Origin of the sequence: Pectobacterium sp. CFBP8739 (assembly GCF_013449375.1) — a bacterium.
GTDB lineage: Bacteria > Pseudomonadota > Gammaproteobacteria > Enterobacterales > Enterobacteriaceae > Pectobacterium.
Genome location: NZ_JACDRR010000016.1, coordinates 1 through 20697, shown reverse-complemented (window position 1 = coordinate 20697; position 20697 = coordinate 1). Strand labels below are relative to the sequence as shown.

Below are 20697 nucleotides of genomic sequence, written 5' to 3'. Positions count from 1 at the left end.
GATCATGGCAAGAACGTTCTCTTCACTGGCACAGCGCTTTGCACCTTTCCTGCTCCCCGTAACGCTACTGGTTGCGTGGCAGATATCCGTCGAGTTCGGTTGGCTATCTAACCGGATTCTGCCTGCGCCCAGTTCGGTGATTACCGCAGGCTGGTCGCTCATCTCTAGCGGCGAGCTGTGGCAGCATCTGGCGATCAGCGGCTGGCGCGCCCTGATCGGGTTCGCTATCGGCGGCAGTATCGGATTGGTGCTCGGTTTTATCACTGGGCTGTCGCGCTGGGGTGAGCGTCTGCTGGACAGCTCAGTGCAGATGATCCGCAATGTTCCTCATCTGGCGCTGATTCCACTGGTCATTCTGTGGTTCGGCATTGATGAGGCGGCCAAGATCTTTCTGGTGGCGTTAGGCACGCTATTCCCAGTGTATCTCAACACCTATCACGGCATTAAAAACATCGATCGCGGCCTGCTGGAGATGGCGCGCAGCTACGGACTGTCCGGCCTGAGTCTGTTCTCTCAGGTGGTGTTGCCCGGTGCGCTGCCGTCCATCATGGTCGGCATTCGTTTTGCACTGGGCTTTATGTGGCTGACGCTGATCGTCGCGGAAACGATTTCTGCCAACTCCGGCATCGGCTACCTCGCCATGAACGCCCGCGAGTTCCTGCAAACGGACGTGGTGGTGGTTGCCATCATTCTTTACGCGCTGCTCGGTAAGCTGGCCGATATCAGTGCACAGGGACTGGAGCGCATATGGTTGCGCTGGAATCCGGCTTATCAAACCTCATCGGGGGACGCATCATGACTGCTTTTACCGCTTCCGCAACGCACACACATTCACCGTCGCCGCTCACGAAAGGGACGCCACTCACGCTGGATGGCATTACCAAGCATTACGGTAATCGCACCGTGCTGAATGAGGTACAGTTGCGCATTCCTTCCGGTCAGTTTATTGCCATCGTTGGGCGCAGCGGCTGCGGAAAAAGCACGCTACTACGTCTGCTCGCCGGGCTGGAGGCGGCGAGCGGCGGTGAATTGCTGACAGGCACCGCGCCGCTCAGCAGCGCGAAAGACGACACGCGGCTGATGTTTCAGGAAGCGCGCCTGCTGCCGTGGAAAAAGGTCATCGATAATGTCGGACTGGGGCTGCGCGGCAACTGGCATGAGAAAGCGCAGGAGGCGCTGGCCTCCGTCGGGCTGGCGGATCGTGCCAACGACTGGCCTGCGGCGCTGTCCGGCGGTCAGAAACAGCGCGTCGCGCTGGCACGCGCGCTCATTCACCATCCGCGTTTGCTGCTGTTGGATGAACCGCTGGGGGCGCTGGATGCCTTGACCCGCATTGAGATGCAAAGCCTGATCGAAAATCTGTGGCTCCAACACGGGTTCACCGTACTGCTGGTGACGCACGATGTCTCCGAAGCTATTGCGCTGGCCGACCGGGTGATTCTGATCGAAGAAGGGCGCGTGGGGCTGGATATTACGGTCGATTTACCTAGGCCGCGGCGTCGCGGTTCAGCGAAGCTAGCGGAACTGGAAGCTCGCGTATTGGATCGCGTGCTGGCACCCTCCGCGCCTCCGCTACCCCAGCAGGCGGCAATATAGCCTTCGTTCTGGCGATCGAGACTGTGTATCTTATCGCCAGACTTATCATCAAAAATATTGACATATATCCTCAAATCACTCCGTTTTTCCTTCTCTCCACAGCGGCGTAATATCCTCTTCATCGAAAGGAAATGTCCTTTCACTCCAAACAACATTGAATAGGATACATCACATGAAAAACGTAAAATTCTTCGCCGCTGCTGCCGTACTGTCTACTCTGTCTTTCGGTACTTTCGCAGCCGATCAAGTTTCATCACAACAGGCACAGCGTCTGGAAAAAGTAGGCGTAGTCACCGCAACGGCACACAGCCTAGATTCACTGCAAGCACAGCTAGCTCAGAAAGCAGAAAAAGCGGGTGCCAGCGCCTTCACTATCACGTCTGCAACGGGTGACAACCAACTGCGCGGCGTCGCCGTTATCTACAAATAATGGCTGCTGATAAACAATCAAAAAATTAAACGGATTTTCCTCAATTAACAGGAAAGTCCGTTTTTCAATCAAGCCGCCTCTTACGCCCTGATCGTTTAGATAACTCGGTATTAATGATGCGCTTTCACGGTTGTACTATCGCGTGCTGAATCACTATCCCGTGTGAAGTATTGTAGGATTGCAGCCAAGAGCGCCGCAATTGAGCCAACAACAAACCCTGCGAGATAACCCTGAGCACTACCCCAACCGCCAAAATGGTCGATCAACCACCCTGCCAGTGGTGAAGCTGGGAGCGTCCCCAGGAATGTCAGCATCAGCAACAAGCCCATGGCTGAACCAGAAGCTTTTGGCGCATGATCGGCCATCATTGCATAGTACACAGGGAATACCGCATTCAACCCCAATCCCCACATCAGCAGAACAACCCACAGCATGCTAATTCCGGAAATAAAGATTAAAGAGAACACACAGATTGCATACCAGGCAGACAAGAAAATCAGCGTTTTTCTACGTCCAATATGATCCGAGATATAACCAAAAAATAACTGGCCAAACCACCCCGTGATATAAGGCACAACACCGATAATCGCACCAAAAGTATCTTGCTGGTTCATCGTGAACACAACATAAGGCGCGAGGAACCACAAGCCTACGGTTTGGGAAAAGTTGATCAAGCCGGCACCAATGACGGTCAGCAAGATGTTGCGATTAGCCAGAACGCTTTTTGTCTCAGCGAGTTGCTCTTTAAATGTTAAGACTTCCTCTGGTTCATCAGAAGGTGCCGTTAGTCCATGAGCATGGGCATAGTCGTTCACTTCCTGATAGCTCTTCGGTGTCGCGAACATCCACAGCATCACCGCAAGTACATAGCCAATGATCGGGGTAAACAAAAAGACTAAGCGCCAATTTTCACTGCCAAACGTTGCTAATATCCAGCTAGCCGCTAGGCCACCCAGTAAAGCACCAACAGGATAACCAGTGTGATGCAAGCCCAGGGCGAATCCGCGATGCTCCTTCGGCCAATACTCTGAACATTGTGCAATATTCGTGACTTCAGCGCCGCCTGCGGCACCCATTCCTAATACACGCCAAAGAACGAATTGCCACAAATGCAAACACGTCGCTTTAATGCCGACTAAAATGGAGAAGGTGGTAAAAATAATCATATACCACACTTGGCTTTTTTTTCTTTTCCAGCCACGACCTATCTTATCAGCGATAATACCGGCTGGCAGTGCAACCAATGCATACGCAAGAAAAAACAAACTGACAAGGTAGCCCCATTCAACACCCGTTAGATTAAACTCATTAATAATTGAAGGCTGTACGCGAAACATAATTTCTCTATCGTTCGCATTCATTACCCATAGCAGCCACGTCAGGAATAGCATAACCCAGCTTGCACGGGCACCTTTTGGCACTTTAAAACCAAACATATTACCCCCTTGTTTGTCGATAAACTTTCACAAAATAGGCGATGACGTTTAATGAAACGATGCCCGAAGCTGCATAGATAAAACGAATAAGAAAACTACCTTCAAATATCCCCACTGTTGCCCATGCGATTAATATACTAACCAGTAAACCAGCGACAACCATTAGCCCTAATTCACGTCTAATCAAGGTAATCCTGGAAGGATTATCACTAAATTGGCCTTGAACATTATTCATATAACCACCTATTTCATATAAATAAATCGCTCACCGGGAACCATGAGATGAAATTTGTTCCCTGGATAGGCTGACAGCATATAATCTACGAAATAACAGGGGTTATCCGTATTACAGACGAACATGTCGTAATGAAAAGGCAGCATCATATCCGCTTTAGATTGGTTATAAAGATCCGCCGCATCTCTGAAATTCATATTCGGGATGATGCCTCTTTTCTCTCGACTGTAATCACCGCCATTAATTGGCAACGCAACAATATCCGGTGCCAGCGCGGTTATTTCCGCCTCTAATTCTGGGGTAAGTAACGAATCACCACTGTGGTAGAACGACAAATTATCTGTACTGATCACATACCCTAAATAACGATCGTGACCCTGCGCATTTTTTTCATAATCACTATGCGCCGAAGGAATCGGTTTAATACGGTAACTACCGACGCTAAACTCTACGCCAGTCAGTGCTGGACGAACATTTTTTTGAATATTCGTATTGTCGCGTATTAACGTATCGGCATCGACGGAAGGAATATAAAATGGCATATCTGCTCGCACCGCGGCAATGCCTTCCAGTGTCGAGAGATCCATATGATCATCATGATGATGAGTGATGAGTATCCCATCAGCACATGAAATATCTTCTGGCTGGATAACGGGATCAAACTCTCGAACAAACTCAGTTCCAGGTTTATTAATTTCAATGGAATGCGTTAAATAAGGATCGATAACCAGTATATGATCTTCACTGTTCTTTAATACAAACCCAGCCTGACCGAGACTCCAAATGGCCAAAACACCATAAGGAACATGGGTTTTTGTTATTTCATCTCGAATCGTTGATCTTTCTCTTAATTTATACGGCATAAGTTTTTCCCTGTTCCGCGATGATTTATTTCTCTGTTAATATATTAGGACACTGTAATACCCGTCTGACACCGTTTGATTACGTTAAATAATCAACACTTCATTACTTTCAGTTCTATGACCTAAATTATTTTATTTCCAGGAAATCGGCTATAGCAGTAAATAAATATATTTCCCTAAGATTACATAATGATATAAAAAAATATCAGTACACAAATAGAAAGGCAGTGCAGTAAATATGGTGCCAGTACGGCACCATATTTATTCATCATTCATTATTGCTATTATCTACAGCACGTGAGTTACGCGTATTACCCTACACGCTTCACTTCACCTACCAGTAAGATATAAGACAACGCGCCGACCAGCGCCACGCCAGCAATGTAGGTCAGTGCCGGAGCAAAACCGTAATCCTGCGCCAAATAGCCAATGATCAATGGCACCGTGATACCACCCAGACCGCCGACAAAATTGAAGATACCGCCCGTCAGGCCAATCAGACGAATCGGCGCCAGCGACGACACCAGCGACCAGGTGATGGAGGCAAAACCATTGCCAAAGAACGCCAGCGCCATCAGCGTCATAATCCACACCGGATCGTTGGTATAGTTCGCACCCATAATGCAGGTGGAAATCAACAGACCACAGATAATCGGCGTTTTACGTGCCAGACCAATCGATTTTCCGCTACGCACCAGACGGTCCGCTACAAACCCAGACAGCAGCACGCCAACGAACGCCGCCAGGAAAGGCACCGTCGTCATAAAGCCAGCCGTCAGGGCGCTAATGTGTTTTTCCTGTGTCAGGTAGTTAGGGAACCAGGTCAGGAAAAACCACAGCGTAGAGGTCACGGCAAACTGCCCGATATATACGCCAACCAGCTTACGGTTAAACACCAGTTTCCAGTCGGCTGCGGTCAACGGCATACGCGCTTTTTTCTCGGTTGGCGCATCGCCATCGACCATACCACCGCCTTCAGCAATGTAATCCAGTTCGGCCTGGTTGATTCCCTTGCTTTTCTTCGGTGACTGATAAACAAAGTGCCAAATAATTGCCCAGACAATACCAACGCCGCCAGTGACAATGAATACCCAGTGCCAGCTCAGGACTTCCTGAAGCCAGATCAGCAATGGCGTCAGGAATGCCAGACCAACAAACTGACCTGACGTATAAAAACCAACGGCGGAAGCACGTTCCTGCTCAGGGAACCAACTGGTTACCATGCGGTTATTGGTCGGAAACGCAGGCGCTTCAAACAGCCCAGTTACAGCACGTAAACCAATCAACGATGCCAGACCCGTGGCGAAACCTTGCAGTAACGTAGCAATCGACCATCCCATGATAGCGATGAAATAAGTGACCTTTGAGCCAACACGGTCGAGGAACCAGCCGCCGGGGATTTGGCATAATGTATAGGTCCAGGCAAAGGCGGAAAAGATGTAGCCCATCTGTGTTTTTGTAATGCCGAACTCTTCCTGAATATGTGCCGATGCCACAGCTAGGTTAGCCCGATCCACATAGCAGATGACGACTGTAATAAAAATCATCAATAAGGTGAGATAACGCCGTTTTGTAGGACGGGTAGTTACTGTCATATCCATCTTATGTTCCTGTTATTTATTAAACGGGCTGCGATATTTATCGCCCGCTATTTTTGAACGTTCAACAACACCAGCAGTTGGTATGCTTTATTTTTCTAATGAAATAAATAATCTCGCACGCTCACTATATTCCTCTATTTATAATGGCGTTTTATTCTTAAAATCCCAGTGGTGGCTCATAATAAATGGAAGATTACTTTCCCCGACGCTAATAAAATAAAACAGTAATCCCTCACGAAATAATGTATTTCGTGATAATCCATGATTGTTCTATTCCATCGCGCCGGGGAAATGCGTTATGTATTACCGGTTACTCAACACCTAACCTATTGTATTTGTTAAACCCTAAATCATTCGAGTTTCAGGAAAGTCTACTCGAATGGCGGGTATTACCACTCTGCAACGGCGCCATCAGAATAACGCCACACCGGGTTACGCCAATCTGGTGCATTTTTACTACGTTCAATCACCAACTCTTCGTTAATTTCCACACCGAGGCCTGGTTTATTCAACGGATAGAAATGGCCATCGGTCATGGCAAAGTCTTCTTTATTGACGACATAATCCAACAGCTCGGCACCTTTATTATAATGGATGCCCATACTCTGCTCCTGGAATACCGCATTACGCGCGACAAAGTCGAGATGTAAACAAGAAGCCAGCGCAATTGGACCTAATGGACAGTGTGGTGCCAACGCCACATCATAGGACTCAGCCATGGCAGCAATTTTAAAGCACTCAGTAATACCGCCCGCATGAGACAGGTCAGGCTGAATAATGGCCAGGCCGCCGTCTGCCAGTACGCGTTTAAAATCAAAGCGTGAGAACATACGCTCGCCCGCCGCAATTGGCAGATGGGTTTGCGCCGCCAGACGAGGATAGTATTCCGCCTGTTCAGCCAGCACAGGCTCTTCAATGAACAGCGGACGATACGGCTCCAGCTCTTTGATCAGGATTTTTGCCATCGGCGCATCCACACGACCGTGGAAATCCAGACCGAACTCGATGCTGTTGCCAAAGGCTTCGCGGATTTCCGCGACCACGGCCACCGCCGCATCCACTTTGCGCGAGTTATCAATGATGCCCATCTCTTCACAGCCGTTCAGCTTGAAAGTATCGAAACCAATTGCAGTCAGTTTCTTGATGCCATCAATGACTTCGGAAGGACGGTCGCCGCCTACCCAGCTATAAGCCTTGATCTTATCGCGCACCAGTCCACCCAGTAGCTGATAAACCGGCACACCCAGCACTTTACCTTTGATATCCCACAATGCCTGATCGATACCCGCAATGGCACTCATCAGGATTGGGCCACCACGGTAGAAACCCGCGCGATAAAGTACCTGCCAGATATCATTGATGCGCGCTGGGTCTTGCCCAATCAGATAGTCAGACAGCTCATGAACCGCAGCTTCAACGGTACGCGCACGGCCTTCGATAACCGGCTCACCCCAACCGACAACCCCTTCATCGGTTTCAATCTTCAGGAACATCCAGCGTGGCGGTAGCCGGTACGTGGTGATTTTGGTAATTTTCATTGAACTGCGTCCTTATAGGCGTTAACAAATGCTTGTGCTTTTTGTGCGGTCACATCTACCGACTGACCGGCTCGATACAGATCGCTGCCTAACCCAGCACCGATGCAGCCCGCACGAAGGTAATCCTTCAGATTTTCGGGCGTGACGCCACCGACGGCAAAGACGGGAACGTCTTTTGGCAATACTGCTTTCAGTGCCTTGATGTAGTCAGGCCCAAACGCGGATGACGGGAAAATCTTCAGCGATTGCGCACCCGCATCCAGCGCAGTGAAGGCCTCCGTCGCAGTGGCGCAGCCAGGGCACACCATCATGCCGTAGTCCACCGCACGGCGAATCACGTCAGGAGAAATGTTAGGCGTGACGACTAACTTGCTGCCAATAGCTTGTAGCTTGTCGACATACTCCGCCTTCAGGACTGTACCTGCGCCAATCAGAGCACGATCGCCAAAATGCTCTACCGCCAGTTGAATACTTTCATACGGGTTCGGTGAATTCAGTGGGATCTCCACCGCATCGAATCCGGCATCCAGCAGCGCCGCAACATGTTCCAGCACCTCATCCGGCGTAATCCCACGCAGAATCGCAATCAAGGGAAGATTAGTATTCCAGCTCATTAACAATGCTCCTTATTCCTGCCTGAAAAGCCCGATCGCCATCTAGCAACTGACAGCGTAATCCAGCTTGTTGTAATGCTTTTTCATAGCGCGCCGTCAGAGCCGGAGAGCCGATTAAAGTGATAGCCTCTCCTGCGGCTGCCTGATACTGACGCTGCATTTGTGAGACTTCGTTACCAATCAGTAACCCAGACAGCCAGTCGCTGACGGCGCTTTTTTCCAGACGCCCCAGCACATGCGCCGCACGAGTTTCAAACAGGCAACGGATGATGTTGTCATCGGCAAAGCCCTGTTCCAGCCCGTGCTGAAAAGCCTCCGGGGAAGGCTGCTGTTCAGTCAGCCCCACGCCAATTAACGATTGCGTCATCAGCAAATGGTGCAGTTCACCGGTCATCACCGTACGAAAATCCAGCACATTGCTATCATCGGTCCGCACCCACTTAGAATGCGTTCCCGGCATCAAATAAAGCGACGAAGGACATTCGCTATAGGCGCCAATCAGTTGGGTTTCTTCACCGCGAATCACATTGCAGTTATCGTCTTGCGCAATACTCAGCCCCGGCACGATCCAGGCGGCTAGCGGTTTGGCTTCTTCCACGCGCGTCAGACGATGAGCGACCTCCGTCAGGCGAGTCGGGCAGGACAGATAAGGCACGGACAGCCAGCCTGCATTGCTGCCGATCATCCCCGCCATCACGACAGGCACGTTGTGCTGCTGCCACGGCGCTACGATCTGTTGAAAAACCTGCTGCGGCGTCTGGCCGTTTAAACGTGTGACGCCCGCTTCAGACTTCACGCTGTCGATACAGACGCCATCTAGGTACAGCCACGCCCGCAGGTTGGTCGAACCCCAATCAACAGCGATATAGCTTTCACTCATGTAATGTCCTTTAACCGTTTGGTTGAGCTGGCGATCATGGTCAATGCCGCCCGCTCTGCTGCTTCAATATCCTGATGCCGAATGGCATCGTAGAGTTCCTGATGCTCACGCAATGTCCGTGGCATGTTGTCGTTGTCCGGCATATAGGTGCGCTCAAATACCGCACGCTGCAACGAACTGATAGCAACGCTTAGCTGCTGTAGCACAGGGTTGTGTACCGCCGCCAATACCGCCTCATGGAAACGAATATCCGCCTCATTAAATGCGTCACGATTCTGATGGTTGGAGATCATGTCGTTCAGCGCCGCTTCAATCACCGCCAGTTCGCTTGAGGTCGCACGTTCGGCTGCCCAGCGGGCAATCGTCGGCTCCACCAGATTACGTACTTCGCTCATCGCGCTGATCAGCCGTGGGTCGTAATCGCTTGCCAGAACCCATTGCAAAACGTCGGTATCCAGGTAATTCCACTGGTTACGCGCGGCCACAAACGCGCCGCGATACCGTTTCACTTCCACCAGCCTTTTCGCCATCAACGCTCTGAACACTTCGCGAATGATGTTGCGCGAGGTCTGAAATTCTTCACACAGCTCAGCTTCTGCGGGTAACGGCGTACCCGGAGCGTATTTGCCGCCAACGATCTGTTGGCCAATATCCAGAATGATGCGGTCGGTTTTGCTTAATTCTTGCTTATTCATCATCACCTCAACGAGACAAAACGGATTGATATCACTGCACTTACTTTACCCGCCATGCCGCCTGACGTCGTCGAACTGTTGCACAATAACCGCATCCTTCCCTCTTTTCTTGGCCTGATTGTAGTACCATTTATATGTGTTGTACTACAATCTGGATCACAAAACGGACAATAAATACAATTTAGCAACATCACGTGTTACCAGATTTCAACATCCAGAGGGAATGGATCGAGCGAAAGTGGAAGGCGGCTCCATTATTCCTAACAAGGATTGCTTGCTAATATAGCCTGTGGGTTATAATGTATTTACGGCGTGTAGGACATGGAGGTTTACAGATTGGCATGGGAAATAGTCACACGGGCACTATTCGATACGTGGTTTGATGAGCAAACTGAAACGGTACAGGAAGAGATTTTGGCACACCTCGCTATACTCGAAGAGGATGGCCCACAGCTAGGGCGACCACAGGTTGATCAGATTAAAGGCTCAAAATACAAAAATATGAAGGAGCTTCGAGTTCAGGTTGGCGGCCACCCATTCCGAACATTCTTCGCGTTTGACCGGACACGTAAAGCGATTGTTTTATGTGCGGGAGATAAGAAAGGCGAAGATGAAAAGTTGTTCTACGAACGTATGATTAAGATCGCAGACGCTGAGTTTGCATCGCATCTGATATCACCGGAGGTAAAAGAAGATGGCGACGCTTAAAGAAATGATGGCTAAACGTTCACCGGAGAGCCGCGCTCGCATTGAAGCGCGCACGGCTGAGATCCGTCAGGAAATCACTTTAGCGAAATTACGCGAGGAGCTGAACATGTCGCAGACTCAGCTTGCGTTAGCATTGGGCGTCAAGCAGCCATCTATTGTTAAGATGGAGAAGGTCGAAAATGACCCAAAACTGTCAACGCTGAAACGCTATGTCACTGCCCTAGGCGGCAAGCTTACGCTCGATGTGACCTTGCCTGATGGTAAGCGTATCGCGCTTACTTTGTAATTAAGTCGTTCTGGATTTTCAGTAAGCGCGATTCGTTCACTCCAGAACGAAATGCCCCTCTCCGACTTGCTTATAGCGACGTGCGGGAGGATGGAAATCAGGGGCGCGTACCGGACTGCGCAGTTCATCATTGGTGATATTGCGCACCGGGCGGGTGTCCGGATCCGGCACGGGCACAGCGGAAATCAGACGCCGGGTATAGTCATGCTGCGGATTGTCGAAGATCGCCGAACGTGGCCCGATCTCCACAATTTCGCCGAGATACATCACCGCCACGCGGTGGCTGATTCGTTCGACAACGGCCATATCGTGCGAGATAAACAGGAATGACAGCCCCAGCTTCTGCTGGAGATCCAGCATCAGGTTGATGACCTGCGCCTTGACGGACACATCCAGCGCCGACACCGATTCATCGGCAATAATCACTTTCGGCTCCAGCGCCAGCGCGCGGGCAATACAGACGCGCTGCCGCTGCCCGCCGGAGAACTGGTGCGGGAAACGCGAAGCCATATCGCCGGATAATCCCACCTGTACCAGCAATTCGCTCACTCTCGCATTCACATTCTGTCGGGTCGCCAGACCGTGCAGCAGCATCGGTTCGGCGATGGCTTCCCCCACCCGCATACGCGGATTCAGGCTTTCATACGGATCCTGAAACACCATTTGAATCTGCCGCCGCGACTCGGTCAGCTCACGTTTATCCGCCGTCAGGATATTTCTTCCCAGCAGTTGAATGTCGCCGCCGACGACGTCATTGAGGCGAATAATCGACCGCCCCGTGGTGGATTTACCACAGCCCGATTCCCCAACCAGTGCAAGCGTTTCGCCCGGCCAGAGATCGAACGAGATATTTTCCACCGCATGAACCCGCCCGGATAGCCGACGGAAAAAACCTGATCGGATATCAAATCGGGTGACCAGATTTTTGACCGTCAGCACCGGTTCCTCACCCGACACGGTGTTCACCGCTTCCGGCACCGGCTGGCGCTCACCCGTTTTGAGATCGACCAGCGGAAAGCGCTGCGGCCATGCGCTACCGGACATCGAACCTAATTTGGGCACAGCAGAGAGCAACATACGAGTATAGGGCTGTTGCGGATGATGGAAGATCTCCCGAGTGGCGGCGTTTTCCACCATTTCACCCTGATACATCACCAGCGTGCGGTCGGACACTTCCGCCACCACGCCCATGTCGTGGGTGATAAACAGCACCGACATCCCTTCTTCTTCCTGAAGGGTTTTTATCAGCGTCAGAATTTGTGCCTGAATCGTGACGTCCAGTGCCGTCGTCGGTTCATCGGCAATCAACAGCTTCGGATGGCAGGCCAGCGCAATCGCAATCACTACGCGCTGACGCATCCCACCAGAAAAGCTCTGCGGGTACTCGTTCAGCCGCGATTTGGCCGCCGGAATGCGTACTTTCTCCAGCAGGCGCACCGCTTCGGCGCGCGCTTCGGCTTTGCCCATGCCGCGATGGCGGCGCAGCACTTCCGTAATCTGGTAGCCAATCGGCAAGACCGGATTCAGGCTGGTCATCGGCTCCTGAAAAATCATGCCGATACGGTTGCCACGCACATCCTGCATCGCTTTATTGGGGAGCGACAGCAGTTCGGTGTCGCCGAAATGAATCTGACCCTCAACCCGGCTTTGGCTGGGCGGCAGCAAGCGCATGATGGATTTCGCCATCACGCTTTTACCTGAACCAGATTCTCCCACCACGGCGACCGTCTCTCTCTCGCCAATCGTGAAGGACAAATCCCGCACCACGTTCATCCACTCGCCGTTCACCTGAAAGGCGGTGGTCAGATGCGAAACGGACATAATCGGCGCTGTCATGTGTTCGTTACCCCTCATTCCTATGGGCGTTCCCACAGATTAATTCCGCGGGTTGAGGATGTCGCGTAGCGCATCCCCGACCAGATTGATTGCCACAATCAGCAGCAGTAGTGTCAGCCCCGGAAAGAAGCTGATCCAATAGTCGCCCGACATCAGGTATTCAAAACCGTTAGCGATCAGCAGCCCCAGTGACGGTTCCGTCACGGGTAGCCCGATCCCCAAAAACGAGAGTGTGGCTTCCAGCATGATGGCGTAGGCGATGCGCATCGTCGCCACTACGATCAGCGGTGCCAGACAGTTCGGTAAAATATGGCGAAACAGGATGCGCCGGTTGGACAGCGCCATGCTGCGCGCCGCGTCCACGTAGCTGCGGCGACGTTCCACCAGCGCCGACCCGCGAATCGTGCGCGCGTAGTAAGCCCACTGGGTCACCACCAGCGCCATGATGATCTTATCAACCCCTTGCCCCAGCACCGCCAGCAGGATCAGTGCAATCAGGATCGGCGGGAAACTGAGCTGGATATCGACGATGCGCATGATCGTGGCATCCGTTTTTCCGCCGACGTAGGCGCTAATCAGCCCCAACGAGGCACCAATCAGCAGCGCAAACACCGCACTGGAGAAGCCCACCATCAGGCTGATACGGGTGCCGTACAGAATCGCGCTGAACAGGTCGCGCCCTTGATCGTCCGTCCCCAGCCAATACGTCATGCCCGCCATGCTCTGCGCACCCGGCGCAAGTCGGCCATCCATGATGTCGAGCTGCATCAAATCGTAGGGATTTTGCGGCGACAGCAGTGGGGCAAGCAGAGCCAGCAGCACGAAGACCGCCAGCATAATCAGTCCGCACAGCGCCAGCCTATCGCCGATCAGCGCCACCATCACGCGCATCACCGGATGAGCGTTTTTTTGCACGGCAGCGGGCTGGTGTATCGTATTCCCCGTCATCCCTTGTCTCCTCCCAGCCGCACGCGCGGATCGACCAGCACATACAGCAAATCGACCAGCAGGTTAATCACGCTGAACATCACGACGGTAATCATCAGATAAGCCAGGATGACCGGACGGTCGAGCACAGCGATCGAGTCGATAATCAGCTTGCCCATGCCCGGCCAGGCATAAATGGTTTCCGTCACCACCGCGAACGCGATCAGCGATCCCAGCTCCAGTCCCAGCACGGTAATCAGTGGAATCAGCGTGTTGCGCAGCACATGAACCAGCACGATGCGGGTTTCCGACAGCCCTTTCGCGCGGGCAAATTGCACATAATCCTGTTGCAGACACTCCATCACGCCCGCACGCATCAGACGGATAACCAGCGAGATTTTAAACAGCGCGAGGTTAAACGCAGGTAAAAGCAGGTGTTCGAGACCATCGCGGGTCAGAAAACTGAAGGGAATACCGAATAACTCATGCGTATCGCCCCGACCGGAGGACGGCAGCCAGCCCAGCTTCACGCTGAACAGCATGATCATCACCAGCCCAATCCAGAACGTGGGCAGGCTAAAGCCGAGGATAGAGAAAGTCATGATGGATTTGGACACCGCGCTGTCCGGCTTCAGGCCAGCGTAGATCCCCAGCGGAATACCGACAACCAGCGCCATCACGAACGCCACCATCGCCAGTTCGAGCGTGGCGGGCATGCGCTGAAAAATGAGCGTCAGCGCGGGTTGGTTAAAGATAAACGAGTTGCCCATGTCGCCCTGCAAGGCGTTCCAGACAAACAGCCCGTACTGTTCCCAGACGGGCTTATCCAGGCCAAAGGACTGAATCACCGCCAGCCGTTCCGCTGGCGTGGCCGTCGCACTCAATAGCATATCGACCGGATTACCGACCAGATAAACACCCACAAACACCAGCACCGACATCACAGCCAGCGTCAGCAGCGTTTGTCCGATTCGGCTAAGCAGGTAGGCGACCATCAGCGCTCCTCAGATCCATTGATTGTGTCAGCTTCAGAGCCATAGCGACGCAGGCGATCGGCAACCAGCCCGAGGAATCCTTGTTCGTCGATTTCCCGCATGACCAGCGCATTCGCTGGCTCACCCAGCTTGTTATAAAAATCGGCAAACACGTAACCCATGGTCTTACCGGAAACGTCTACCCCAATGCGAACGTGTTTTGACTTGAACAGCTCAGGCTTCAACAGCCACGCAATGACGGTTGCATCATGAATCGGTCCACCTTCACGACCAAAACGCTCCACTTCACTACGATCAAACATGCGCAACAGCGCGGCCATCGCCTTACCCGGCGCGCCGCCGCTGCGTTCGATGTTCTCAACCTGTTCCGTCTGAATTAATGCCTGAAAGGTCACATCCAGCGGCATGATGACGAGGGGAACATCGGAAGAAAAAACGATGTCTGCCGCATGCGGATCGGCATAGACGTTAAAATCCGCCCACGGTACGCGATTCCCCATCGCGGTAAAGGCACAGCTCATGGAAACAATCTGTTTGATGCCGCGCGCGACATCAGGATGGAAACACAGCGCCAACGCCAGATTCGTCAGCGGACCAAGTGCGCAAATGGTGATGGGGTTATTGTCGGCCGCCGCCTGGCGCGTCATCCGCACCAGAAAATCAACAGCGTGTTCCTGTTCCGGCGACAGCGTGCTCGCCGGTACCCAGTCAGCAGAAAACTTGCCGATGTGGGCGTATTTACCGAACACCTGATCGCGGATGAGCGGGCGTGAAGCACCAGCAAAAATAGGTACATCAGTTCTGCCCGTCACACCCACGACGTTACACGCATTCGGCAATGTGGCGGCAAGCGGCACATTACCTGCCACCACGGTAATCCCCAGTACGTCTAGCTCGGGTGAGGTCAATGCCAGCCAGATGGCTATCGCATCGTCAACGCCGGGATCGGTATCAATAATAATGCGTTCTTGAACCATGTCAGACACCCTCTCCATAGCGGCTCAATAGGTCAGCAAACAGCTCGACAACCTGTTTGGCATCAACCCCCGTCACCACATCCACATTCGGCTGACGGTCCGTTTTTCCATACCAATCGGCAACGGTCTGCCCCATGCACAGCTCGCTTTCCTGCTCAATGTAAACGCTGGCTTTTTCCGTCGTGAAACAGTGTGGCGCCAGCACCCAGGCAATGACCAGCGGATCGTGTAGCGGACCACCGCGTGAACCATAGCGACGGATGTCATTGCGATCCCAAAACGCCATCATTTCACCCAACGGCGCGGAAATCCGCCCGGATAGCGCGATGAAACGCGCCACCAATTCCGGCGTCAAAATCACCTGATGCGTGACATCCAGCGGTAGCGCGACAAGGGCAATCGATGAATCAAACACTATTTTCGCCGCCTGTGGGTCGGCGAGCATATTAAATTCAGACGTCAGGCTGCGGTTGCCTGCTTCACGGTAGGCGCCGCCCATCATCACAATGCGCGCAATACCGTCAGCAATCTCAGGCGCCATACGCAACGCCATGGCCACATTAGTTAACGGCCCTAACGTACAGAGCGTGATCGGCGTGCCGTCAGCGATTGCCTGCTTACACTGCGCAATAATAAAACTCACGGCATGCTGCGCGTCGGCCTGTTTTTGCGGCGCAGGCAGCACCGTCTGGCCCAGTCCGCTTTCACCGTGAAACTGGCCATGAATAGGGGCGCGCAGCAGCGGACGATGGCAGCCGGCAAAAACGGGGATATCCGTGCGCTGACCCAGTTCAACAATTTGCAGCGCATTACGCACCGTTTTGTCCAACGGTTGGTTACCGCACACCGTGCAAATACCGCGAATCTCCAACTCTGGTGCCACAAATGCACTTAATAACGCAATTGCGTCATCTATCCCCGGATCACAATCAATAATAATAGGTAACACGCTCATCCTTCGATGATTCCTTTTCTCTTTTTAATAGGTACTACCAAACTTCAAGGTGCAGAAAACCCCACACCTCTACAGCGTGAAAAATAACAAGTAAATTGACGCTATAGAGAATCGACAGACGCTAAAACATCCGCGATCTCCTTACGCGCCTTTTCATCCAACGGTTACTGAGGCGGCAACGGATCGCCTACCGCAAATCCCTGCAATTGCAGTGCCGCTTTAATACAGCCGGCAATAGAATAACGGGCAAAGATTTCATTGATGCGCCACAGCGGGCGCTGAGCCGCAGAGTGATAGGGAAAAACACCGCTAAATGTATTCACTCCGCTCCCCTTGTTATCGGTAATAAGGGGTGAAAATCTCACCCCTTTTAGGTCATCGCTGAAAGGTAACTATTTTGCGGAACGGACGAAGTACGGCAGCGTGTAGGCATCGGAACGGCCTACGTAGGTGTACTGCTTTTTCATCGCCCAAGTGTTAGACAGGAACATCACCGGAATGACCCCCAGATCGTTCATGCCAATGTTCATCGCCTCAGCCAGCAGCGCATCACGTTTGGTTTCATCCAGCGTGACGCGTGCTTCGTTCAGCGTTTTATCAAAGACAGGATTGGAATAGCGACCACGATTACCCTGTCCTGCATTGGGGCCAAAGGTTTCTAACAATGGCCCCAATACGCCAGAAGCTTCCCCGGTTTCAACCGCGGCCCCGCCCATAATCAAACTGAATTCGAGACGAGACGCACGTGAGAAGTACACACTGCCAGGCATCGTAACGACTTCGGTTTTGATACCGGCACGTGTGAACATTTGGCCAATGGCCTGAGCAATTTTAGAATCATTAGGATAACGATCGTTCGACGCGTGGAAGGTCAGCGTGAAGCCGTCGGGGTAACCCGCCGCCGCCAGTTCCTGTTTGGCTTTCTCCGGATTGTAAACCGGCGCAGGAATGGATGCGGAATAGCCTGGGTACCCCTTCGGTACAAGCTGAGAGGCAACAACAGCCTGCCCCTCCATCACACGGTCGACGATTGCCTGACGATTAATCGCTAAAGACATCGCCTGGCGTACTTCTTTTTTTAGTAATGGGTTTTTACCATCAGGACCTTTGGCGAACGGTGATTCCTCTCGCTGCTGGTCCATGTGAAGGTAAATAACACGATTCCCTGGTGTTGAAATCGTTTTTAACTGCTGATTTTTTTCAATATTACTGCTGTCGGCTGTTGGAACGTTTTCAATCATGTCCACATCACCGGATAATACGGCTGCTACACGTGCACTACTGTTTTTAAATACACGGACAGTAACGTTGTCCCACTCTGCTTTTCCTCCCCAGTAATCGTCATTACGACTAAGGACTACCCGGTCATCCGGCACCCAGGAAACAAATTTGAATGGCCCTGTACCAATCACCTCTTTTCCTGAATTCAACGTTTCCGTCGGGACGTTTTCAAGTCGGGCCGGTAAAATGGAAATCCGACTTAAATTATTCAGCAGCAGCGGCGATGCCTCTTTTGTCTTAATCCGCACCGTTAGTGGATTAACTTCTATTACTTCAGCAATGTCGCTGACGTAAGGTGCGTAAGAGCTAGGGCTGTTTTTTGATGCCAGCGCAACACGCTTAATGCTGGCAATCACATCTTTAGCCGTAAAATCACTGCCGTCGTGAAACTTAACGCCAGGACGCAATACAAATTCCCACGTTTTGTCGTCAATCACTTTCCAACTGGTTGCCAGGGCAGGTGCAATCTGCTGTTTTTCATCCTGTACAACCAAACCGTCAAAAATATTGCGCGCCATTGCGCTATTCGCCCCACTCACATAAAACTGCGGATCCATTGATGTGGTGGAGGAAGCCAAACCGATATTCAGGTCCGCGCTATAAACCAAAGGTGAAGATGAAAATAAAACGGTAAACAATAACGCCAGCGTTGATTTCTTCATTCACTAACCCTCTATTCCATGATTGATTACGAGTGAAGTGTATTAAATCTTATGATTGTGAGTCTATGCGCCAGATTGGATAATGAAAAATTGCATTTTGTGTTAAATTGATAACTAAATGTTATGTTTTAAGGTGGCGAGCATGCGTATCAATCCCCGTCAGGTTGAAGCCTTTCATAAAGTCATCCTCACCGGAGGCATCACTGCCGCCGCCAACATGATGTACATCACCCAGCCCGCCGTCAGTCGGCTCATTAAAGATTTTGAAGACGCGCTGAATCTGAAATTATTTGATAGAGACGGGCGCGGCCTGATTCCACGCGCCGAGGCGATGAAGCTATACCGGGAAGTCGAGCGCCTTTACTTAGGATTGGATCAAATCGGGCTGATTGCCGATGAAATTCGGCACGCCAAAGGCAGCATACTACGCATCGCGGCGGTTCATGCGCTCTCGTTTCTTTGTTCAGATCAGCTTCTCCCGACCTTACTCAAGAAATACCCCGATCTGTCCCTGTTTCTGGACATCGAAAGCAGCAGTCGTATTACGGACGCGATTGCTGAAAACCACTATGACGTGGGGTTTATTTTTGGCCAGTTGGGCATCAAAGGATTTGAGGCCGAACCGCTGGCAGACGCCAGTGCGGTCGCGGTGTTAGCGGTAGGTCACCCGCTTGCCACTGCGGATGAAATTACACTCGCCGATCTGGCTGCCACACGTGCGATTTTGCCTGGCAGAACCACGCCACTGCGAGCACAGATCGACATCGCGGCCAGAAAAGAGCAAATCTATCTGCATAACCCCATCGAAACCTCAATGGCTAACTGTTGCGTGCTGGCGTCAAGAAACGTCGGCATCGGCGTGGTGGATTTTATTACCGCGCTGAATAGCCCTTCGCCCGTTATTGTTAAGCCTTTCAATCCTGATATAAAAATGGCGTATTGCGCGGTTTATCCCCCGCAAATCCCCCGCAGCCAGGTAGTGAATCACATCACTAAGGTTATGAAAGAAAAAATAACGGATAGTCTGGAATTAAAATAATTTCCAGCCAAATTCGTTATTTTTATTAATGTGTTTACTAAACAATGACGGGTTGGGAATGCGTTTATAAAAAATAGATAGCACGGTTATTATTTAATAAAAATAGCCATCATTGATGGCTATTCGACGTTATCTGTAAATAATCAGGCATTCAGCACAAATTTCTCAATCGCATAAGCGACACCGTCTTCCATGTTGGTTTTGGTGACGAACTGGCTGGCTTCTTTCACTTCGTCGATAGCGTTGCCCATCGCGACGCCGATACCCGCATAGCGAATCATCGCCAGATCGTTCTGCTGGTCGCCCAGAGTCATGACGCTTTCACGTGGAATGCCGAGGTGCTCCGCCAGCATCTTCACGCCTTCACCTTTGTTGACGCGCTTATCCAGAATTTCCAGATAGTATTCGGCGCTCTTCATGATGGTGTAGCGTTCAAAGGCTTCCGGTGGCAACTGACTGATGGCGCGATCCAAGATCTCTGGCTCATCAATCATCATCACTTTCGGGAAAGTCAGGCTGCGATCCATTTCCTCTACCGCACGATACTTCAACGGCATCCCGGTCAGGTGAGATTCGTGGATGGTGTAAGGGCTGATGTCTTTATTAGCGGTATAGACGAAATTGAAGTCCAACGCGTGGAAATGGACGCCCAGTTTGCAGGCCAGCGCTTCGAAATAGAGATAATCATCGAAGCTCAACGCGGTTTGCGCTACGCAGTCACCGTTGATCGTACGCTGCACCAGCGCACCGTTGTTGGTGATGCAGTAACAGCCTTCCTGCTGCAAATCCAACTCCATCAAATAACGTTCAACGCCGATGTAAGGACGACCAGTAGCCAGCACCACCTGCACGCCTTTCTCTCTGGCAGCGGCAATCGCGGCTTTTACCGTAGGTGAAATTTGATTTTGGGGCGTCAGCAACGTCCCGTCCATATCAATAGCGATCAGTTTTACAGACATAGTTTTTCCAGCATCAAGTTATCTGTTTTCATGCTAACGCGATTCAGCGATGAAGTCGTTAGTGAAATACAGCAGGGTGACAGGCGTATGATGCACAACGTAAAAAGCCGTGCAGTTAAGCACGGCTGAGGTTGCTGACAAAGTCCGTAGAGCGGGAGTAACGAATAGATCGTAAAGACGCTGC

The 20697-nt window shown here is 51.6% G+C and carries 21 protein-coding genes and 1 pseudogene; 6 read left to right on the top strand and 16 right to left on the bottom strand.

All coding sequences use genetic code 11. The features are described 5' to 3' along the window. The first annotated feature begins 4 nt into the window (after positions 1–4). The 3 genes from ssuC to H0247_RS13465 all read left to right on the top strand — a co-directional run bounded on the left by ssuC (position 5) and on the right by H0247_RS13465 (position 2026). Entirely contained in the window at positions 5–799 is a 795-nt protein-coding gene (ssuC, locus tag H0247_RS13475) for an aliphatic sulfonate ABC transporter permease SsuC (RefSeq protein WP_180742996.1), read from the top strand. Further along, positions 796–1596, top strand: coding sequence for an aliphatic sulfonates ABC transporter ATP-binding protein (gene ssuB, locus H0247_RS13470; protein ID WP_180742995.1), 801 nt, complete (start codon positions 796–798; stop codon positions 1594–1596). The genes ssuC and ssuB overlap by 4 nt, the downstream gene beginning before the upstream one ends. Before the next feature lie 172 nt (positions 1597–1768). Beyond that, a complete protein-coding gene (locus tag H0247_RS13465) occupies positions 1769–2026 on the top strand; it encodes a YdgH/BhsA/McbA-like domain containing protein (protein WP_180742994.1) in 258 nt (85 codons plus the stop codon). 110 nt (positions 2027–2136) lie between these two features. Here the strand turns inward: H0247_RS13465 and H0247_RS13460 are convergent, their stop codons facing one another. The 8 genes from H0247_RS13460 to dgoR all read right to left on the bottom strand — a co-directional run bounded on the left by H0247_RS13460 (position 2137) and on the right by dgoR (position 9888). After that, positions 2137–3462 (bottom strand): MFS transporter, encoded by a 1326-nt coding sequence (locus H0247_RS13460; protein ID WP_180742993.1) that lies wholly within the window; start codon positions 3460–3462, stop codon positions 2137–2139. A 1-nt stretch (position 3463) separates the two neighbouring features. After that, positions 3464–3697, bottom strand: a complete 234-nt coding sequence (locus H0247_RS13455; protein WP_180742992.1) for a hypothetical protein — start codon at positions 3695–3697, stop codon at positions 3464–3466. 8 nt (positions 3698–3705) lie between these two features. After that, complete coding sequence (locus H0247_RS13450) at positions 3706–4560, bottom strand: MBL fold metallo-hydrolase (RefSeq protein ID WP_180742991.1); 855 nt, start codon at positions 4558–4560, stop codon at positions 3706–3708. Between the two features lie 311 nt (positions 4561–4871). After that, on the bottom strand, positions 4872–6161 hold the full coding sequence (locus H0247_RS13445; RefSeq protein ID WP_180742990.1) for an MFS transporter: 1290 nt from the start codon (positions 6159–6161) through the stop codon (positions 4872–4874). 389 nt (positions 6162–6550) lie between these two features. Further along, positions 6551–7699: a galactonate dehydratase gene (gene dgoD / locus H0247_RS13440; RefSeq protein ID WP_180742989.1), complete on the bottom strand. Its 1149-nt coding sequence runs from the start codon at positions 7697–7699 to the stop codon at positions 6551–6553. Continuing rightward, positions 7696–8313 carry a 2-dehydro-3-deoxy-6-phosphogalactonate aldolase gene (locus H0247_RS13435; RefSeq protein WP_180742988.1) on the bottom strand — a complete coding sequence of 206 codons (618 nt, stop codon included), beginning with the start codon at positions 8311–8313 and terminating at the stop codon, positions 7696–7698. Before H0247_RS13435 ends, dgoD begins: the two co-directional genes overlap by 4 nt. Further along, a complete protein-coding gene (locus H0247_RS13430) occupies positions 8297–9193 on the bottom strand; it encodes a 2-dehydro-3-deoxygalactonokinase (RefSeq protein ID WP_180742987.1) in 897 nt (298 codons plus the stop codon). The genes H0247_RS13435 and H0247_RS13430 overlap by 17 nt, the downstream gene beginning before the upstream one ends. Next, positions 9190–9888, bottom strand: coding sequence for a D-galactonate utilization transcriptional regulator DgoR (gene dgoR / locus H0247_RS13425; RefSeq protein ID WP_180743075.1), 699 nt, complete (start codon positions 9886–9888; stop codon positions 9190–9192). Before dgoR ends, H0247_RS13430 begins: the two co-directional genes overlap by 4 nt. 321 nt (positions 9889–10209) lie before the next feature. On the opposite strand from dgoR, the gene H0247_RS13420 reads away from it, so the two are divergent. Continuing rightward, positions 10210–10596: a type II toxin-antitoxin system RelE/ParE family toxin gene (locus H0247_RS13420; RefSeq protein ID WP_094370760.1), complete on the top strand. Its 387-nt coding sequence runs from the start codon at positions 10210–10212 to the stop codon at positions 10594–10596. Beyond that, complete coding sequence (locus H0247_RS13415) at positions 10583–10882, top strand: helix-turn-helix domain-containing protein (protein WP_010281167.1); 300 nt, start codon at positions 10583–10585, stop codon at positions 10880–10882. Before H0247_RS13420 ends, H0247_RS13415 begins: the two co-directional genes overlap by 14 nt. 36 nt (positions 10883–10918) lie before the next feature. Here the strand turns inward: H0247_RS13415 and H0247_RS13410 are convergent, their stop codons facing one another. From H0247_RS13410 to H0247_RS13380, 7 genes and pseudogenes are all read right to left on the bottom strand, one after another. Continuing rightward, on the bottom strand, positions 10919–12718 hold the full coding sequence (locus H0247_RS13410) for an ABC transporter ATP-binding protein (protein WP_180742986.1): 1800 nt from the start codon (positions 12716–12718) through the stop codon (positions 10919–10921). A gap of 39 nt (positions 12719–12757) precedes the next feature. Next, positions 12758–13666 (bottom strand): ABC transporter permease, encoded by a 909-nt coding sequence (locus H0247_RS13405; protein ID WP_180742985.1) that lies wholly within the window; start codon positions 13664–13666, stop codon positions 12758–12760. Further along, positions 13663–14640 carry an ABC transporter permease gene (locus H0247_RS13400; protein WP_010296900.1) on the bottom strand — a complete coding sequence of 326 codons (978 nt, stop codon included), beginning with the start codon at positions 14638–14640 and terminating at the stop codon, positions 13663–13665. The genes H0247_RS13405 and H0247_RS13400 overlap by 4 nt, the downstream gene beginning before the upstream one ends. Next, complete coding sequence (locus H0247_RS13395) at positions 14640–15617, bottom strand: nucleoside hydrolase (RefSeq protein ID WP_180742984.1); 978 nt, start codon at positions 15615–15617, stop codon at positions 14640–14642. Before H0247_RS13395 ends, H0247_RS13400 begins: the two co-directional genes overlap by 1 nt. Before the next feature lies 1 nt (position 15618). Beyond that, positions 15619–16572 carry a nucleoside hydrolase gene (locus tag H0247_RS13390; RefSeq protein WP_180742983.1) on the bottom strand — a complete coding sequence of 318 codons (954 nt, stop codon included), beginning with the start codon at positions 16570–16572 and terminating at the stop codon, positions 15619–15621. A 101-nt stretch (positions 16573–16673) separates the two neighbouring features. After that, a pseudogene (locus H0247_RS13385) lies at positions 16674–16853 on the bottom strand (dihydrodipicolinate synthase family protein); the annotation flags it as partial. Between the two features lie 111 nt (positions 16854–16964). Continuing rightward, a complete protein-coding gene (locus H0247_RS13380) occupies positions 16965–18515 on the bottom strand; it encodes an ABC transporter substrate-binding protein (protein ID WP_180742982.1) in 1551 nt (516 codons plus the stop codon). A gap of 142 nt (positions 18516–18657) precedes the next feature. Between H0247_RS13380 and H0247_RS13375 the strand changes: the two genes are divergently transcribed. After that, positions 18658–19554 carry a LysR substrate-binding domain-containing protein gene (locus H0247_RS13375; RefSeq protein WP_180742981.1) on the top strand — a complete coding sequence of 299 codons (897 nt, stop codon included), beginning with the start codon at positions 18658–18660 and terminating at the stop codon, positions 19552–19554. A gap of 143 nt (positions 19555–19697) precedes the next feature. Here the strand turns inward: H0247_RS13375 and yidA are convergent, their stop codons facing one another. Beyond that, positions 19698–20513 (bottom strand): sugar-phosphatase, encoded by an 816-nt coding sequence (yidA, locus tag H0247_RS13370; RefSeq protein ID WP_180742980.1) that lies wholly within the window; start codon positions 20511–20513, stop codon positions 19698–19700. Positions 20514–20697: the final 184 nt, after the last annotated feature.

Bases quoted from the DNA above. Each gene is read 5' to 3' on its own strand.
- H0247_RS13430 (WP_180742987.1), bottom strand. From the start codon at position 9,193: ATGAGTGAAAGCTATATCGCTGTTGATTGGGGTTCGACCAACCTGCGG.
- H0247_RS13405 (WP_180742985.1), bottom strand. From the start codon at position 13,666: ATGACGGGGAATACGATACACCAGCCCGCTGCCGTGCAAAAAAACGCT.
- H0247_RS13460 (WP_180742993.1), bottom strand. From the start codon at position 3,462: ATGTTTGGTTTTAAAGTGCCAAAAGGTGCCCGTGCAAGCTGGGTTATG.
- H0247_RS13390 (WP_180742983.1), bottom strand. From the start codon at position 16,572: ATGAGCGTGTTACCTATTATTATTGATTGTGATCCGGGGATAGATGAC.
- yidA (WP_180742980.1), bottom strand. From the start codon at position 20,513: ATGTCTGTAAAACTGATCGCTATTGATATGGACGGGACGTTGCTGACG.
- H0247_RS13400 (WP_010296900.1), bottom strand. From the start codon at position 14,640: ATGGTCGCCTACCTGCTTAGCCGAATCGGACAAACGCTGCTGACGCTG.
- H0247_RS13380 (WP_180742982.1), bottom strand. From the start codon at position 18,515: ATGAAGAAATCAACGCTGGCGTTATTGTTTACCGTTTTATTTTCATCT.
- H0247_RS13410 (WP_180742986.1), bottom strand. From the start codon at position 12,718: ATGACAGCGCCGATTATGTCCGTTTCGCATCTGACCACCGCCTTTCAG.
- H0247_RS13415 (WP_010281167.1), top strand. From the start codon at position 10,583: ATGGCGACGCTTAAAGAAATGATGGCTAAACGTTCACCGGAGAGCCGC.
- H0247_RS13445 (WP_180742990.1), bottom strand. From the start codon at position 6,161: ATGGATATGACAGTAACTACCCGTCCTACAAAACGGCGTTATCTCACC.
- ssuB (WP_180742995.1), top strand. From the start codon at position 796: ATGACTGCTTTTACCGCTTCCGCAACGCACACACATTCACCGTCGCCG.
- dgoD (WP_180742989.1), bottom strand. From the start codon at position 7,699: ATGAAAATTACCAAAATCACCACGTACCGGCTACCGCCACGCTGGATG.
- ssuC (WP_180742996.1), top strand. From the start codon at position 5: ATGGCAAGAACGTTCTCTTCACTGGCACAGCGCTTTGCACCTTTCCTG.
- H0247_RS13455 (WP_180742992.1), bottom strand. From the start codon at position 3,697: ATGAATAATGTTCAAGGCCAATTTAGTGATAATCCTTCCAGGATTACC.
- H0247_RS13450 (WP_180742991.1), bottom strand. From the start codon at position 4,560: ATGCCGTATAAATTAAGAGAAAGATCAACGATTCGAGATGAAATAACA.
- dgoR (WP_180743075.1), bottom strand. From the start codon at position 9,888: ATGAATAAGCAAGAATTAAGCAAAACCGACCGCATCATTCTGGATATT.
- H0247_RS13465 (WP_180742994.1), top strand. From the start codon at position 1,769: ATGAAAAACGTAAAATTCTTCGCCGCTGCTGCCGTACTGTCTACTCTG.
- H0247_RS13420 (WP_094370760.1), top strand. From the start codon at position 10,210: ATGGAGGTTTACAGATTGGCATGGGAAATAGTCACACGGGCACTATTC.
- H0247_RS13435 (WP_180742988.1), bottom strand. From the start codon at position 8,313: ATGAGCTGGAATACTAATCTTCCCTTGATTGCGATTCTGCGTGGGATT.
- H0247_RS13375 (WP_180742981.1), top strand. From the start codon at position 18,658: ATGCGTATCAATCCCCGTCAGGTTGAAGCCTTTCATAAAGTCATCCTC.
- H0247_RS13395 (WP_180742984.1), bottom strand. From the start codon at position 15,617: ATGGTTCAAGAACGCATTATTATTGATACCGATCCCGGCGTTGACGAT.